Source organism: Paenibacillus sp. 598K, from assembly GCF_003851045.1.
Classification (GTDB): domain Bacteria; phylum Bacillota; class Bacilli; order Paenibacillales; family Paenibacillaceae; genus Paenibacillus_D.
The window spans coordinates 121,434-136,017 of sequence record NZ_BFBX01000031.1; the positions used below are offsets into that span (position 1 = coordinate 121,434).

12 protein-coding genes are annotated in these 14,584 nt (G+C 60.0%); 2 read left to right on the plus strand and 10 right to left on the minus strand.

All coding sequences use genetic code 11. The features are described 5' to 3' along the window. Positions 1-3 precede the first annotated feature (3 nt). From PA598K_RS11110 to PA598K_RS11120, 3 genes are read right to left on the minus strand one after another with little or no spacing between them, the layout of a single operon-like run. Positions 4-888 (minus strand): phytoene/squalene synthase family protein, encoded by an 885-nt coding sequence (locus tag PA598K_RS11110; protein ID WP_260405357.1) that lies wholly within the window; start codon positions 886-888, stop codon positions 4-6. After that, positions 873-2,414, minus strand: coding sequence for a phytoene desaturase family protein (locus tag PA598K_RS11115; RefSeq protein ID WP_128657015.1), 1,542 nt, complete (start codon positions 2,412-2,414; stop codon positions 873-875). Before PA598K_RS11115 ends, PA598K_RS11110 begins: the two co-directional genes overlap by 16 nt. Further along, positions 2,411-3,976: a phytoene desaturase family protein gene (locus tag PA598K_RS11120; protein WP_128657058.1), complete on the minus strand. Its 1,566-nt coding sequence runs from the start codon at positions 3,974-3,976 to the stop codon at positions 2,411-2,413. The genes PA598K_RS11115 and PA598K_RS11120 overlap by 4 nt, the downstream gene beginning before the upstream one ends. Positions 3,977-4,190: 214 nt before the next feature. Between PA598K_RS11120 and nagB the strand changes: the two genes are divergently transcribed. Both nagB and nagA read left to right on the plus strand, forming a co-directional pair. Then, positions 4,191-4,949, plus strand: a complete 759-nt coding sequence (nagB, locus tag PA598K_RS11125) for a glucosamine-6-phosphate deaminase (RefSeq protein WP_128657016.1) — start codon at positions 4,191-4,193, stop codon at positions 4,947-4,949. Then, positions 4,918-6,087 (plus strand): N-acetylglucosamine-6-phosphate deacetylase, encoded by a 1,170-nt coding sequence (gene nagA, locus PA598K_RS11130; RefSeq protein ID WP_128657017.1) that lies wholly within the window; start codon positions 4,918-4,920, stop codon positions 6,085-6,087. Before nagB ends, nagA begins: the two co-directional genes overlap by 32 nt. 103 nt (positions 6,088-6,190) lie before the next feature. Here the strand turns inward: nagA and PA598K_RS11135 are convergent, their stop codons facing one another. The 7 genes from PA598K_RS11135 to citZ form a co-directional block, all read right to left on the minus strand. Beyond that, complete coding sequence (locus PA598K_RS11135; RefSeq protein WP_128657018.1) at positions 6,191-6,976, minus strand: DeoR/GlpR family DNA-binding transcription regulator; 786 nt, start codon at positions 6,974-6,976, stop codon at positions 6,191-6,193. Between the two features lies 1 nt (position 6,977). Next, the gene (locus PA598K_RS11140) at positions 6,978-7,937 is read right to left on the minus strand and encodes a sugar kinase (protein WP_128657019.1); all 960 of its coding nucleotides are present in this window, start codon (positions 7,935-7,937) and stop codon (positions 6,978-6,980) included. Between the two features lie 25 nt (positions 7,938-7,962). Then, a complete protein-coding gene (locus PA598K_RS11145) occupies positions 7,963-8,388 on the minus strand; it encodes a hypothetical protein (RefSeq protein WP_128657020.1) in 426 nt (141 codons plus the stop codon). 94 nt (positions 8,389-8,482) lie between these two features. Further along, positions 8,483-10,627, minus strand: coding sequence for a DNA helicase RecQ (gene recQ / locus PA598K_RS11150; RefSeq protein ID WP_128657059.1), 2,145 nt, complete (start codon positions 10,625-10,627; stop codon positions 8,483-8,485). Positions 10,628-10,719: 92 nt separating this feature from the next. Beyond that, on the minus strand, positions 10,720-11,661 hold the full coding sequence (mdh, locus tag PA598K_RS11155) for a malate dehydrogenase (RefSeq protein WP_128657021.1): 942 nt from the start codon (positions 11,659-11,661) through the stop codon (positions 10,720-10,722). Positions 11,662-11,760: 99 nt separating this feature from the next. Further along, positions 11,761-13,056, minus strand: coding sequence for an NADP-dependent isocitrate dehydrogenase (gene icd, locus PA598K_RS11160; RefSeq protein WP_128657022.1), 1,296 nt, complete (start codon positions 13,054-13,056; stop codon positions 11,761-11,763). Between the two features lie 46 nt (positions 13,057-13,102). Then, complete coding sequence (gene citZ / locus PA598K_RS11165) at positions 13,103-14,215, minus strand: citrate synthase (RefSeq protein ID WP_128657023.1); 1,113 nt, start codon at positions 14,213-14,215, stop codon at positions 13,103-13,105. Positions 14,216-14,584: the final 369 nt, after the last annotated feature.

The window sequence follows — 14,584 nt, forward strand, 5'->3', positions numbered from 1 at the left end:
ATCCTATACCGCCGGGTTCTCTTCCGGCTGCTGCTCGGTCAGAGCGACGCCGTATTTTTTGACCAGCCGCTGCAGGATCCCCATCTTGCCCAGCGCGGACACATAGGCGCGACGGTGAAAGACGTCGTACTGATGCGTCGCCACATCGTCGAGGATCGCCTCATAGGTCCGGGAGGACAGCTCGACGCAAAATGCGCTCATCCGGGAGTAGCCCTGCATCTGGCTGAGCCCTTCGTCGAAGCGCCGTTTGGCTGCCAGACTGAGCTCGCGGACGATCGCCCGCCACGCATCGTTAATCGTCCCGCTAGCGAACTGCTCCTCGCTGTAGCCATGGGCCCGCATCAGCTCTAGCGGAATATAACGCCGCCCCCGCCGCTGGTCCTCGCCAACGTCGCGGACGATATTAACGATCTGCATCGCCTTGCCGATACAGATGCCCGCCTCGATCACGCTGCGGTCAGGCTGATCATGCAGCACTGGCAGCAGCATCTCGCCGACCGTGCCAGCCACCAGATAGCAGTAGCGTTCGAATTGTTCCATCGTCTCGTATTGGGTCAGGTGGGCATCGAGCCGCTGCCCCTCGATCTGCCGCCAGAACGGCTCCTTGGTCACCGGGAACGTATCGAATAGCCAACGAAGCGCCGGCCAGATATAATGGCCCTCGGCCTGCTCCAGATGCTCCAGCCGGTAGGCCAGCTCATCGAGCGTGTAGGGCGACGCCTCCGGCTCGTCCATCGCGTCATCGATCATACGGCAAAAAGCGTAGAGCACGAACACCGCTTCCCTGCGCGGGCTGGGCAGCAGTCCGAAGGCTTTGTAAAACGTCGTGGAACCATCCTTGATCTTCATCTCGCACGCTTTCAGTACATTCCTCAGGCTCCTGTCCATGACGCTCTCTCCTTTGTCAAATAATCGGTTAACAGCTTGGCCCCCTGCAATACGATCGGCACGCCGCCGCCAGGGTGGATCGAGGCGCCGACGCTGTAAAGGCCTCGGATCGGATACGGCACGATCTGCGGTCGGAACGGCCCGGATTGCGACAAGGTCGGCGCTATGCCGAAGCTCCCGCCCTGGTACCAGCCCTCGTCAGCGCCATCGGCCGGGGTGCGGACATGCATCCAGCGGATCGCAGACCGCAGACCGGGGAAGGCGCGCTGCTCGGCATCTGAGACGACCAGCTCGGCCAGCTCGGCGGCTTCTTGCTGCAGCCGCTCACGGGCGCCCGCTTCGTCGCTGTCGTAGGGTACAGGCAACGGGATGAGCACATAGAGCACCGAGTGACCCGGCGGCGCTGCATCGGGATCGACGGCGACAGGATTGAAGATATAGTACGGCGGCAGCTCGTCCGCTAAGCCTGGGGTCCTCCCACGGGCCGCGAGCTGTTGCAGACTGGCGTTCAGATGCTCCGGCATAAAGTACTGATGCGTAATGACCGACCGGTCGGTCGGCGATCCGCCAATTGAATCCTCATCCTCCGACCAACGCCTGTCTGTCCCTATATATAACAGTATACAGCCGGATGATGGCTTGTATGATCGCGATTTGGTCTGCCCCGTCGGCAGCAGCGAAGCGAGATTCGGGAAGTCGCCGTTATAGATGACATGCTCGTAAGGACGCAAGCCTGCGGCGCTGTGGATGCCTTTGGCGGCTGCCTGTTCGACTGCGATGCCGGTCACCTCGCCTGCCGCCCCCTTATGGATACGTACGCCATTGTCCGCCAGATGACGCTCCAGCAGCGGCACCAGCGAGGCGTATCCGCCCTTCCAGTACCAGATGCCGTAGGCATGCTCCGCATAGGGGATAAAGCTGTACAGCGATGGCGAAGCGCCTGGCAGCCCGCCGATATAGAGCGTCTGCAAGGAGAAGGCGTCGATCGCGCGTTCGGCCTTGAAGTAGCGGCTGGCCAGCTGACGCGCGCTCTGATGGACGCGTAATCTGCCGAGCAGCTTCAGATTATCCATCGAAAAAAAGTCTCGCTTGCGCAAAAAGGAACGATCCAGAAAACGACTTTTGCCTTCCCGGAATGCCGGCTCCATATCGGCCATGTAACGTCTCATCCCCTGTCCTTCGCCGGGAAACAGCCGATCCAGCTCCTCCGCCATTCGTTCGGTGTCGCGGTACTTGGTCAAGGTCATGCCGTCCGGATAATGGATGCGATACATCGGATCGCAGGCCATCAGCTCAAACTCCGATGAGGCGATCCCCGCCTCCGCCAGGAGCGACTTCAGCATGTCCGGCAGCAATACGATGGTCGGCCCGCGATCGATACGGTACTTGCCGCCGTCGCCCTCAAAGGCCAGTCTACCGCCCAACTGCTCGCTGCGCTCGTACAGATCGATCTTCCAGCCGGCTCGCGCGAGCTGCAGCGCACTCATCATGCCGCCCAGACCGCCGCCAATTACAGCTGCTTTCATTGCACAACCTCCTTTGTTGGCCAAGATGGGCTACCTTGCCCGCTCGCCGCTTGCAATGCTCCGTCCGCCGATACAAACCGTCGTCCGTCCTGTTGCATCAACAGCTCGACGCTGATACGCGCCGACTCCAGGATCGTCGGCAGGCCACTTCCCGGGTGCGTGCCTCCTCCGACGAGCCAGCAATTGCCCGCATCCTCGAATCGATTGTGCGGACGGAAGGTCATCATCTGGTCGATCGAATGCGCCAGATTAAACGCCGCCCCCTTGTACACGTACATCGACTGCTCCCAGTCCAGAGGCGTAATCACATGCTCGACCTCGATGTGCCGGGACAGCCCGCGCAGCTCAGGCTCTCGTTCGAGCCGTCGGAGGATGCGCTCCCGCACGATAGCCAGCTGCTGCGGATCGCTCCAGTCCGTCTCGCCGTTCAGATTGGCGACCGGCATCAGGACGTAGAGCGCCGTCTTGCCCTCTGGTGCCAGCGTCGGGTCGACGACGCCAGGATTGTGCACATAGATCGAAGCATCCTCGGACAGTCGGCCCGCCATCATATCCCGGACATTGGCGGCATACTCGTCGGCGAACATTACGGTATGATGCGGCATATCGATCTTCCGATTGACGCCCAGATAGAGCATATAGGTCGAGCAAGACAACTTCAGCTTTTGGAGCTTCTCCGGACGATATTTGCGCAGCTGCTCCGGGCGGAACAGCTTGGTGACGGCGGTTCCGAAGTCGGCATTGACGATGACATGCTCGGCCATCAGTCGCTCGCCATTGTCCAGCTCGACGCCGACCGCCTTGCCTCCGGAGGTGATCACCTGCGCAACGCCTGTCCCCAGCGACAGCTCGCCCCCCTGCTCGCGGACGACCTCGGCCATCGCCTCGCACATCCGGTTGACGCCGCCGATCGGGTGCCACAAGCCATATGCGTGCTCGATGTAGGAGAGCATAGTGAAGGTGCCTGGACACTCCCATGGACTCATGCCGAGATACTTGGACTGAAAGGCAAACGCATAACGCAGTCGTTCGTCCTTGAAGTACTTGGCAAGCCGGCTGTAGACGGTATCGGTCAGATGCAGGCGAGGCAGCGCCTTGGCCAGATCGGCGCGGATATAATCCGTCAGCCTGGTGAACGGCCGTTGCAGCAGCGGCATGACGCGTTCGAACTTCAATCCCTCCTGTTTCATGTAACGCTCGTAGCCTGCCCATTCTCCGGGGAACAACCGGTCCATCTGCTCCTGCATCCTGCGCTTGTCGCGCGTCGGCTCGAACCTGACATCGCCGAACTGCAGACGGTACAGCGGATCGACCTCGACCATCTCGAGATAATCGTGCAAGGAACGGCCGACAGATCGGAACAGTCCTTCGATAATTTGCGGCATCATCATAAAGGTCGGCCCCCGGTCAAACCGGTAGTCTCCCACCTGCAGACGAGATGTTCGTCCGCCTATGTAAGCTTGTTTCTCCAGTATATGCACCTGATAGCCTTGAGAGGACAGCAACATCGCGGCGGCCAGCCCTCCCGGTCCGGCTCCGATGACGATCACCCGTGGATTCATTCCCATACGAAGTCCTCTCCGATCGCAAAAATGTGATATGTAAAAGGTTGTACAATCATTATACACATACAATTGCGCAGTGTAAAACAAAAATGGCCCACGGGTCATTTGATATTTTTTTTCATTTTAATGATGATTTCGATCATTTTAATTTGAATCTCAATCATGGGGAACTTATAATAGAAGTAAGGAAAAGAAAAGGAAGTGACTTCAGATGAGAATTACGATCTTTGATTCAAATGAGGAGTTGGACGCCCGCGCCGCCGCCCTCATCGCCAGCACCGTAGTCGAGCGTCCTGCTGCAGTGCTCGGACTGGCTACCGGCTCGACGCCTGTCGGCATCTACAAGGCGCTTATCCGGCAAGCGTCCCAGACGAAGCTTTCCTTCGCTGGCGTGACAACTTATAATCTAGATGAATATGTAGGCTTGCCCCCCGAGCATGACCAAAGCTATGCGTATTACATGAAACAGCAGTTGTTCGACCACATCGACATCCCGCTTGAGCAGACGCATCTGCCGAACGGCATGGCCACCGATCTGGCAGCCGAATGCGTCCGATATGACCGCATGCTGGCGTCTCAGCCGATTGATCTGCAACTGCTCGGCGTCGGGCACAACGGTCATATCGGATTCAACGAGCCGGCCGAGGCGCTGGTCGGAGGCACGCATGTGACCGATCTTGAGCCGGCTACGATTGCCGCCAATGCCCGTTTCTTTGAGCGCGAGGAGCTGGTGCCGCGTCAAGCGATTACGATGGGAGTAGCCTCGATCCTGAAGGCGCGACAGATCCTGCTCGTGGCGCGCGGCGCCGACAAGGCCCAGATCGTCAAGCAGGCGCTCACCGGACCGATCAGCACCGCTTGCCCTGCCTCCCTGCTGCAGACGCATGCCCATGTGACCGTCATGCTGGATAAGGAAGCCGGAAAGGAATTGATGTCAGATGACTCAGCGCTCCACCTGGTTTATTCGTAATATTAATCTCGTCCTGGAGGATCGCGTCGTACGCGGAGCGCTGCATTGCGCCGACGGGCGCATAATGCTAACGACGGAGGAGGCCGAGCTGCCGCAAGGGGCGACGGTCATCGACGGCGAGGACGGCTATCTGCTCCCCGGTCTGATCGATATGCACGTGCATGGCGGCTACGGCAGCGACTTCATGGATGCCGACGGCGTTGCCTACGACGCCATCACACGCTATCATGCCAGCTGCGGCACAACCGGCATGCTGGCGACGACGATGACGGCTGCCAAGACGGACATCGAGGCGGTGCTCGCCGCCGTAGCCGCCTATCAGTCAGGATCGATGGCCTACGCGCGCCTGCTAGGCGTTCATCTCGAAGGACCGTTTATCTCGCCCAAGTGGCCTGGGGCGCAAAATCCGCATTATATTGTATCCCCGCAAATCGATTGGCTGAAACAATGGACCGCTCAATATGCAGGCTTGATCAAGCAGCTTACGCTCGCTCCGGAATCTGACGGAGCGGACGACATGATCGCCTGGCTGCATGAGCACGGCATCATCGCCGCCGCCGGTCACACCGACGCCTCCTATGAGCAGATCGCCGCCGCGGCCCGCCTCGGTCTTACGCAGGCAGTGCATACCTTCAATGCGATGACGCCGCTGCATCACCGCAAGCCCGGCACGGCGGGCGCCGTGCTCACCGAAGATGCCATCTGCGCCGAGTTGATTGCCGACGGCCATCACGTCCATCCGGCAGCGATCCGGCTGCTCGTCCGGGCCAAGCCGGCGGACCAGCTCGTCCTGATCACCGATGCGATGTCCGCTGCGGGACTCGGCAACGGCAGCTATGAGCTGGGCGGACTCGCCGTGGACGTCCAAGACGGCGTGGCTCGCCTTCAGGAGGGCGGCAGTCTGGCCGGCAGCACCTTGACGATGATCGATGCCGTCCGCTTCGTGCTAGAGCATACCGAGCTTGAGCTGCCTGAGGTGGTGCGTCTGGCCAGTCTCAACCCTGCGCGCCGACTCGGACTCGATGGGACGCTCGGCAGTCTGGCCGATGGCAAGCAGGCAGATCTGCTCTGGTGCGACCGCGACTTGCGCGTCCGACAGACTTGGGTTAACGGCAATACAGTTTATGTAGCCGAGTAAAATTTCATTCCGCTCGCGAACGCCCTTGCGCCAAGGGCGTTTTTTTGTGCGTCTGGAAACCCAAAAAAGCATGCCCTCCGAGGAGAGCATGCTGCAAAAACCTTCATGGCGCCGCCAGATAGACGCGCGTGCCTTGCTCCGCCGCATAGTCAGCGAGAGCTCCATCAAGCGCGGCGTCTGTAATAAAGGCATAGACGTCAGTCAGTGCGGCAATGGAAAACAACGACGTCTTGCCGACCTTCGTATGATCGAAAATCGCATAGGTCGCCTGCGCCCGCGTCATGAGCGCTTTGGCGATCTGCGCCTCTTGCTCCGAGTACGTAGTGATGCCGCCCTCGACAGAGATGCCGTCGACGCCGATGAACATCTTGCCGATATGCAGATGGGCGACCATCGCCTCGCCGAGCGGTCCGCACAGCTCAAAGCTGTTGTGGCGCATGATGCCGCCAGTGACGACGACCTGGATCTCGCTGCCGGCCAGCTCCATCGCGATATTGACGGCGTTGGTGACGACGGTGATACCCTTGCGCGGCTTCAGCAGCTTGGCGAGCAGATAATTGGTCGTGCCGCCCGACAGGCCGATGACGTCGCCTTCATCGATAAGCTTGGCCGCCTGCTGCGCGATCCGCTCCTTTTCCAGATAGGACAAGCCTTTCTTCTCCTCGAACGGCAGGTCGCGCACGCTGTTCAAGCCATCGTACATCGCGCCGCCGATCGTCCGGATGAGCGGCTCCGTCTTCTCCATCATCTCCAGGTCGCGGCGCGCCGTCGCCTCCGAGATGCCGAGCCGCTCCACCAGCTCCTGGATCGTGATGCGGCCCTGCTGCTTGAGCAGCAGCATGATCTCGGCGCGCCGCCGCTCTCCCTTGGACGGTTGAGGGTTCGGCATGCTACCGCTCCACCCAGGCGTGACCGAGCAGCCGCTGCTCGACCGCCCGCCATTCCGGGAGCGCTTCCCAATCGCCGCGGCTCTGAACGGCCAGCGAGCCGTTGATGCTCGCCAGCCGGACGGCCTCCTCGGTGCTCATGCCTCGCAGCACGCCAGCGAGGAGGCCAGCGCAGAAGCCGTCGCCGGCCCCTACCGTATCGACGACCGTCTCAGCAGGATAGAACGGCACAGCCGTCACCTCGCCCTGCTCGGCGATCAATGTCTGCTCGCCGTAGCCCTTGATGATCGTCGTCGCGCGCAACGACTTGACCTGAGCGAGGATGCGCTCCTCGTCCTCGGTGTCGTACAGCTGCTTCAGCTCGTCCCAGCCGGGCAGGAAGTAGTCCGCCTGCTCGCTCAGCGGCAACAAGACGCTCCGCGCCTCCTCCAGACTCCACAGCTTCAGCCGCAGATTAGGGTCAAAGCATACCTTGACGCCCGCATCGCGAGCGATCTGTACAGCAGCCAGCACGCTCTCGCGGCACGATGCGCTAAGCGCCGTCGTAATGCCGGTCACATGCAGCAGCTTGCTCCCTTGTATGTATGCCGCATCGAGATCATCCGGCTGCATCCGGCTGGCAGCCGAATGCTGGCGGTAATAATGGACGGCGACGCGGCCGGCCACCTGCTCGCGGAACATCAGCCCCGTCCGCTCGCCCGCTACGCGCTGCGAGCGGGACACATCGACGCCCTCGCCGCGCAGCGTCTTGGTAATGATCGCGCCGAACGGGTCGTCGCCGAGCCGGCCGAACCAGCCAACCGAGCAACCGAGCCGCGCGGCGCCGATCGCCACATTGCTCTCGGCGCCCCCGAAGCCCTGCTGCAGCGCCGGGCTGCGCTCGAGCGTCCGATGGTCCTCGGCAGGCATGAACAGCGCCATCGACTCGCCGAAGGTGATCAAGTCCGGTGAAGAGCCTCCCATAGGCGATTCCTCCTCCAATTCCAAATTAACGATACATCGGATACTTCATCAGATACAGAACAACCACATACAGGATCAGCACGAGGAAGCTCATCGTCTGCGCCTTGCGGATGTGGCCGCTAGCGCTCTGGCCGTTCTGAATCGAGATTGCGATCCGCTTGAGCGGTCCGGTCATGATGCCCGCCAGGGCGGCAACCGCGAGGAACAGCACGATGACCAGGATGATCCAGACGACTTTGTACTCGGATTGCGAGATCAGGTAGCCGCCGGTCAGGAACGAGAGGATCAGGAAATATTGCGCGACCCGGTTGCCGCTGACCAGGCCCTCGGACAGCCCGCTCTGGCCTTCGCCGGCCAGCTTGGAGGCCCGTCCCACCAGGAAAGGCAGCACGAGATAGAAGCCCAGGCCCGCTGCGCCGAGCACATGCAGAAAAATAACGAAGTTAACCATATTCAACCTCCATTTCAATAGGACTATCCTTTAGTATACTAAAATGCCGTTTTAAACACAAAAGGAACCTTGCCTGGGCAAGCCGCAGGTAGCCTCAACGTATCCCATGCTTGCACAGCACGCCGTGAATGGCAAAATACGTCACGTCATCCGGCAGCGCATCCTTGATCGGCTTGAGCTTGTCCGCGCCTTGGGCGTCGATCGCATCAAGGATTAGCCGCTCCTGGCCGTCCGGGATAATCATGCTCCAATCAACCGGCTCGCCTTCTCCAGCCGCCCGGATAATATGGCCCTCGATCGTCACCTTGCCCATACCTCGCATCTGCGAGATTTCCTTGACCGTATGACCGGCCTGGAACAGCTGCAGCGAGACAAGATGACTCGGCTGGTCGTCCGTCCCCTCGCCCAACGAGGCCTCGCTCCTAAGAGGCGCGGAGGCCGCCTGCGGACGCTCCCCCTCGGTTGCCGCAAAGCTGCGAATCACCTCGATGATCTGGTCGCCATACTTTTGCGCCTTGGCGGAGCCTACGCCCTTGATACCGAGCAGTTCGTCCTCCGACTGCGGCTGCCGGTCCGCCATCTCGCGCAGCGTCGCGTCGAAGAACAGGATGAACGGCGGCACGCCCTCGCGGGCTGCTGCCTCCTTGCGCCAGCTGCGCAGCGCTTCGAACAGCGGCGAGCCCGCAGACGAAGCGGACGAGGCTCTGCGCTTGAGCTGCTTGCGCTTCTGGTAGACCTGCTCCTTGCCCTCGAGCACCGGCAACGCCCGGGCCGTGATCGACACGGTCGGATATGCCCCGTCGCTGACTCGCATATAGCCCTCGGCTACGAGCCAGTACAGCCATTCGGTGATTTCCTTCTCCGCCCAGTCGCGGAACAGCCCGTAGGTCGTCAGACGATCAAGTCCCATCTCGAGGATTCGCTTATCCTTCGATCCCTTCAGCACCTTGGCCACCATCGTCAAGCCGAAGCGACCCTTCATCCGACCGGCGCAGGAGAGCGCCTTTTGGGCATCGGCGGTCATATCGGTAGCTTCCGTATCGTCCAGACAACTGCTGCAGCGTCCGCAGGCCGGCACGTCGGCTTCACCGAAGTACTCGACGATATATTGCTGCAAGCAGCGTTCGGTGCGGCTGTAGTTCATCATCGTGTACAGCTTGCTCATCTGGACTGCCCGGCGATCCTCATCCGCTTGTCCTTGCTCGATCAGGAAGCGCTGGACCTGGACGTCCTGCGGGCTGAACAGCAGGACACATTCGCTGTCGTCGCCGTCGCGGCCCGCTCTCCCCGCTTCCTGGTAGTACGACTCGATATCGCCGGGCATCTGCCAATGGATGACGAAGCGCACATTGGGCTTGTCGATGCCCATACCGAAGGCATTGGTCGCCACCATCACCCGCACCTCATCGAAGCGGAAACGCTCCTGGGCGCTCATCCGCTCGTCATCGGCCAGTCCGCCATGGTACTTCGCAGCGGCAATTCCTTGTCTGTGCAACTCGTCGCACACCTGCTCCACTTCCTTGCGGGTCGCTGCGTAGATAATGCCCGACTGATCGGGACGCTCCGCCAGGAAGTCGCGCAGGAACCGGCGCTTGTCGACGCCGGTGACGACGGACAACGCCAGATTGCTGCGGGCAAAGCCGGTGACGAATACATTGGGCGAACGCAAGGCCAGCATCTCCGAGATATCGCGCGCGACCTCGCGGGTCGCCGTCGCCGTGAAGCCTGCGACGAGTGGCCGGTCCGTCAGTCGCGAGATCCAGCCCGCGAGCTGGCGATAGCTCGGTCTGAAGTCATGGCCCCACTGCGAGACGCAGTGCGCCTCGTCGATCGCGATCAGCGGGATCGACATCTGCTCCATCAGCGAGCTGAACATCGGCGCATCCAGACGCTCCGGTGCGATATAGAGAAGCTTGTACTCGCCCTGCGCTGCGCTCCGCAGCACGGTGCGATACTCGGCTGCGCCGAGCGAGCTGTTCAAGAATGCCGCCGGGATGCCGAGCCGGTTGAGCGCATCGACCTGATCCTTCATCAGCGAGATGAGCGGCGAGACGACGATCGTCGTCCCCTCCAGTATGAGCGCCGGAATCTGGTAGCAGACCGACTTGCCGCCGCCGGTCGGCAGGATCGCCAGCGTATCCCGCCCCTCTAGCAGACCGGAGATAATGTCGGCCTGTCCCGGACGGAACGCATCATAGCCGTAGACGCGCTTCAGCAGCGCGCGCGCTTGTTCCAACATCAAGTTGCCTCCCTCCTCTTAACAATCGGAAAGACCCTGGCGCGAAGTCAGGGTCTCCGGTAGATCGCGCTATCCAAAGCAACAGCCACCGCCTAGCCGGTAATGATCGAGGTCACCTTGCGGACCGACTCCGCCGAGGTGTCGAGCGCAGCCTTCTCCTCCGCCGTCAGCTCAAGCTCGATCACGCGCTCGATGCCGCCGGCGCCGAGGATGACCGGCACGCCCATGAACAGCTTGTCGTAGCCGTACTCGCCCTCCAGCAGCGCGATGACCGGGAGCACGCGTTTCTTGTCCTTCAGGATCGCTTCGGTCATCTGGACAAGCGAGGCCGCCGGCGCATAGTAGGCGCTGCCGTTGCCGAGCAGTCCTACGATCTCGCCGCCGCCGACGCGTGTCCGCTGGACGATCGCCTCGATCCGCTCCGCCGGGATCAGCTTGTCGATCGGGATGCCGCCGACATTGGAGTAGCGCACGAGCGGCACCATATCGTCGCCGTGTCCGCCCAGCACGAAGCCGCGCACATCCTCGACGGATACATTCAGCTCCTGTGCGATGAATGTGCAGTAGCGCGCAGTATCCAGTACGCCGGATTGGCCGATGACCCGATGCTTCGGGAAGCCAAGCGTTTCATAGGCAACGTAAGTCATCGCATCGACCGGGTTGCTCAGGATGAGCACGATCGCCTCGGGGCTTGTCGCCTTCACCTGCTCGCACACCGACCGGACGATGCCCGCATTGGTGTTGACGAGATCATCGCGGCTCATCCCCGGCTTGCGAGCGATGCCTGCCGTGATGATGACGATATCCGAATCCTTCGTGTCCTCATAGCTTGCCGTGCCGACGATTCGCGCGTCGATGCCTTGCACCGGCGTCGACTCCATCATATCCAGCGCCTTGCCCTTGGTCGGGTTTTCGAGCTGCGGGATATCGACCAGCACGACATCGCCGAGCTCCTTTTGAGCGAGCATGAGCGCTGTCGTCGCGCCGGTGAAGCCGGCGCCGACCACCGTAATTTTGTTCCGTTGAATAGCCATGACTTTAGACCAGCCTCCTTTGGACGGATTAAGCGGTCCCCGGATGTAGAAGACGGCATCGCCCGGAGGCCGATGCCGTTCTTCTCACATACCTGGGATTTACATGTTGGCGATCACTTGGTTGGCGAACTCGGAGCATTTTACTTCGGTTGCGCCTTCCATCAGACGAGCAAAGTCATACGTAACGGTTTTGTTGTTGATCGCCGTAGCCATGCCTTTGTAGATCAGGTCAGCCGCTTCCTGCCAGCCCAGATGCTCAAGCAGCATGACGCCGGAGAGGATTACAGAGCCCGGGTTGACGACATCTTTGTCCGCATACTTTGGCGCTGTGCCATGCGTCGCTTCGAAGATAGCATGTCCGGTCAGATAGTTGATGTTGGCGCCTGGCGCGATGCCGATGCCGCCGACTTGCGCAGCCAGCGCATCGGACAGGTAGTCGCCGTTCAGGTTCAGCGTAGCGATCACGTCAAAGTCGGTCGGACGCGTCAGCACCTGCTGCAGTGCGATGTCAGCAATCGCGTCTTTAACGATCAGCTTGCCGGCTGCTTCGGCTTCGGCTTGCGCCTTGTTCGCAGCGTCGACGCCTTGCTCTTCCTTGATGCGGTCGTATTGACCCCAAGTGAAGGTTTGCTCAGCGAACTCCTGCTCGGCCACTTCGTAGCCCCAGTTTTTGAACGCGCCCTCAGTGAATTTCATGATGTTGCCTTTGTGTACGAGCGTCACCGACTTGCGGCCATGCTTGAGCGCATACTCGATCGCGGCGCGCGCCAGACGCTTGGAGCCCTCTGCGGATACCGGCTTGATTCCGATGCCGGATGTTTCCGGGAAGCGGATTTTGTTAACGCCCATCTGCTCCTGCAGGAACGCGATAACCTTCTTCACTTCGTCCGAGCCTTCTTGATACTCGATGCCCGCATAGATATCTTCTGTATTCTCGCGGAAAATAACCATGTCGACCAGCTCTGGACGCTTGACTGGCGAAGGTACGCCGTCGAAGTAGCGGACAGGACGCAAGCAAGTGTACAGATCCAATTCTTGGCGCAGCGCAACGTTCAGGGAACGGATGCCGCCGCCGATTGGCGTTGTCAGCGGACCTTTGATCGCTACGATATATTCGCGGATCGCAGTCAGCGTATCGGCAGGCAGCCATTCGCCGTATTCATTAAACGCTTTTTCGCCGGCGAACACTTCGTACCAGGCGATTTTTTTGTCGCCGTTATATGCTTTCTCTACTGCAGCGTCAAGCACGCGCTTGGATGCGGCCCAGATGTCGCGGCCTGTGCCGTCGCCCTCGATGAATGGGATGATCGGCTGGTTAGGCACCTGGAGCGCGCCGTCCTTAATCGTGATTTGTTCGCCTTCAGTAGGTAATGCGTATTTTTCGAATTGAGCCATGAGTCAAATTCCTCCATATTCTTTGAATGATTTGGGTAGGTCCGGTTTAGCGTTCGTCGATCGGAATGTAGCGGGCGCTCGATGGGCCGGTATACTCGGCGCGCGGGCGAATGAGACGATTGTTCTCATATTGCTCGAGGATATGCGCCGTCCAACCCGACAAGCGGCTGATCGCGAAGATTGGCGTGAACAGATCGCGCGGAATCTTCAGCGAGGTGTAGACAGAAGCCGAATAAAAATCGACGTTTGGCTTCAAGCCTTTTTGACCGGTGACGATCTCTTCGATCTTCACCGACATGTCGTACAGCTCCATATTGCCGATCAGCTTGCCCAGCTCCTGGGACATCTTCTGGAGATGCTTGGCGCGCGGGTCGCCGTTTTTGTAGACGCGGTGGCCAAAGCCCATAATTTTCTCTTTGTTGGCCAGCTTCTCCTGGATGATCGATTCGACGCGGGACATCGAGCCGATCTCCTCGAGCATCACCATGACCGCCTCGTTGGCGCCGCCGTGCAGCGGACCCTTGAGCGCCCCGATCGCCGAGGTCACGCCGGAGTAAATATCCGACAACGTGGCGACGGTCACGCGAGCCGCGAACGTCGAAGCGTTCAGCTCATGGTCGGCATGGAGCACAAGCGCCTGGTCGAGCGCCTTGACAGCGATCTCGTCCGGCTCTTCGCCGCTCAGCATATAGAGGAAATTATGCGCGATCGATACGCCGGACTTCGGCGCGATCGGCTCCTTGCCTTCGCGGATGCGCGAGAAAGCAGCGATCACGGTCGGCAATTGCGCCTGCAGCTTGATCGCTTTTTTGAGATTGGCTTCTGCGGACATATCGTTGGCCGAGGCGTCATAGAGCGCCAGGCTCGATACAGCCGTCCGGAGCGCCGCCATCGTGTTCGTATCCTTAGGATAGAGACGGATCGCTTCGATTACTTCAGCGGGAACGCTTGCATAGGCGTCCAGCTCCCGTTGCAGCCCTTCCAGCTCGGCTTCGGTCGGCAACTTGCCGTACCAGAGCAGATAGGCAACCTCTTCAAAGGACGCTTGCTCGGCAAGATCGTCGATATTTATGCCGCGATACGTCAGCACGCCGTCAATTATGGAGCTTATGGAGGAGGTTGTAGCCACAATCCCTTCCAGACCTTTGGTTGCTGTCATTGTTCTCTCTCCTTTAACCTCATAATTTCGCTATAGAAATCCGATTATTCAAGTTCGATTTCTTCGTCCTTTTCATCATAAAGGATTTCGACAGGGATGTGAACTATAACCCGAATAAAAAAGATTTATCAGCGCCATAAATTATTTCATTGACGAAAATTCAGCTTTTATGTTATAGGGCCTGGCGGCAGCGCCGCTTTCATCTCGCTCGCGTCAGTGGTAAAATGACGTAGAACTAGGGCGTTCGCACCCGAACGCTACGAATCTGTGGAGGCAACGCATGACTCAGACAAGAAACGGCATCATCGACATCGGCTCCAACTCGATCCGATTGGCCATCTACGAACAGACGGCCGCCGGCGCTACCCG

Coding starts and splice junctions, on each gene's coding strand:
- PA598K_RS11110 (WP_260405357.1), bottom strand. CDS start 888: ATGGACAGGAGCCTGAGGAATGTACTGAAAGCGTGCGAGATGAAGATC.
- PA598K_RS11115 (WP_128657015.1), bottom strand. CDS start 2,414: ATGAAAGCAGCTGTAATTGGCGGCGGTCTGGGCGGCATGATGAGTGCG.
- PA598K_RS11120 (WP_128657058.1), bottom strand. CDS start 3,976: ATGAATCCACGGGTGATCGTCATCGGAGCCGGACCGGGAGGGCTGGCC.
- nagB (WP_128657016.1), top strand. CDS start 4,191: ATGAGAATTACGATCTTTGATTCAAATGAGGAGTTGGACGCCCGCGCC.
- nagA (WP_128657017.1), top strand. CDS start 4,918: ATGACTCAGCGCTCCACCTGGTTTATTCGTAATATTAATCTCGTCCTG.
- PA598K_RS11135 (WP_128657018.1), bottom strand. CDS start 6,976: ATGCCGAACCCTCAACCGTCCAAGGGAGAGCGGCGGCGCGCCGAGATC.
- PA598K_RS11140 (WP_128657019.1), bottom strand. CDS start 7,937: ATGGGAGGCTCTTCACCGGACTTGATCACCTTCGGCGAGTCGATGGCG.
- PA598K_RS11145 (WP_128657020.1), bottom strand. CDS start 8,388: ATGGTTAACTTCGTTATTTTTCTGCATGTGCTCGGCGCAGCGGGCCTG.
- recQ (WP_128657059.1), bottom strand. CDS start 10,627: ATGTTGGAACAAGCGCGCGCGCTGCTGAAGCGCGTCTACGGCTATGAT.
- mdh (WP_128657021.1), bottom strand. CDS start 11,661: ATGGCTATTCAACGGAACAAAATTACGGTGGTCGGCGCCGGCTTCACC.
- icd (WP_128657022.1), bottom strand. CDS start 13,056: ATGGCTCAATTCGAAAAATACGCATTACCTACTGAAGGCGAACAAATC.
- citZ (WP_128657023.1), bottom strand. CDS start 14,215: ATGACAGCAACCAAAGGTCTGGAAGGGATTGTGGCTACAACCTCCTCC.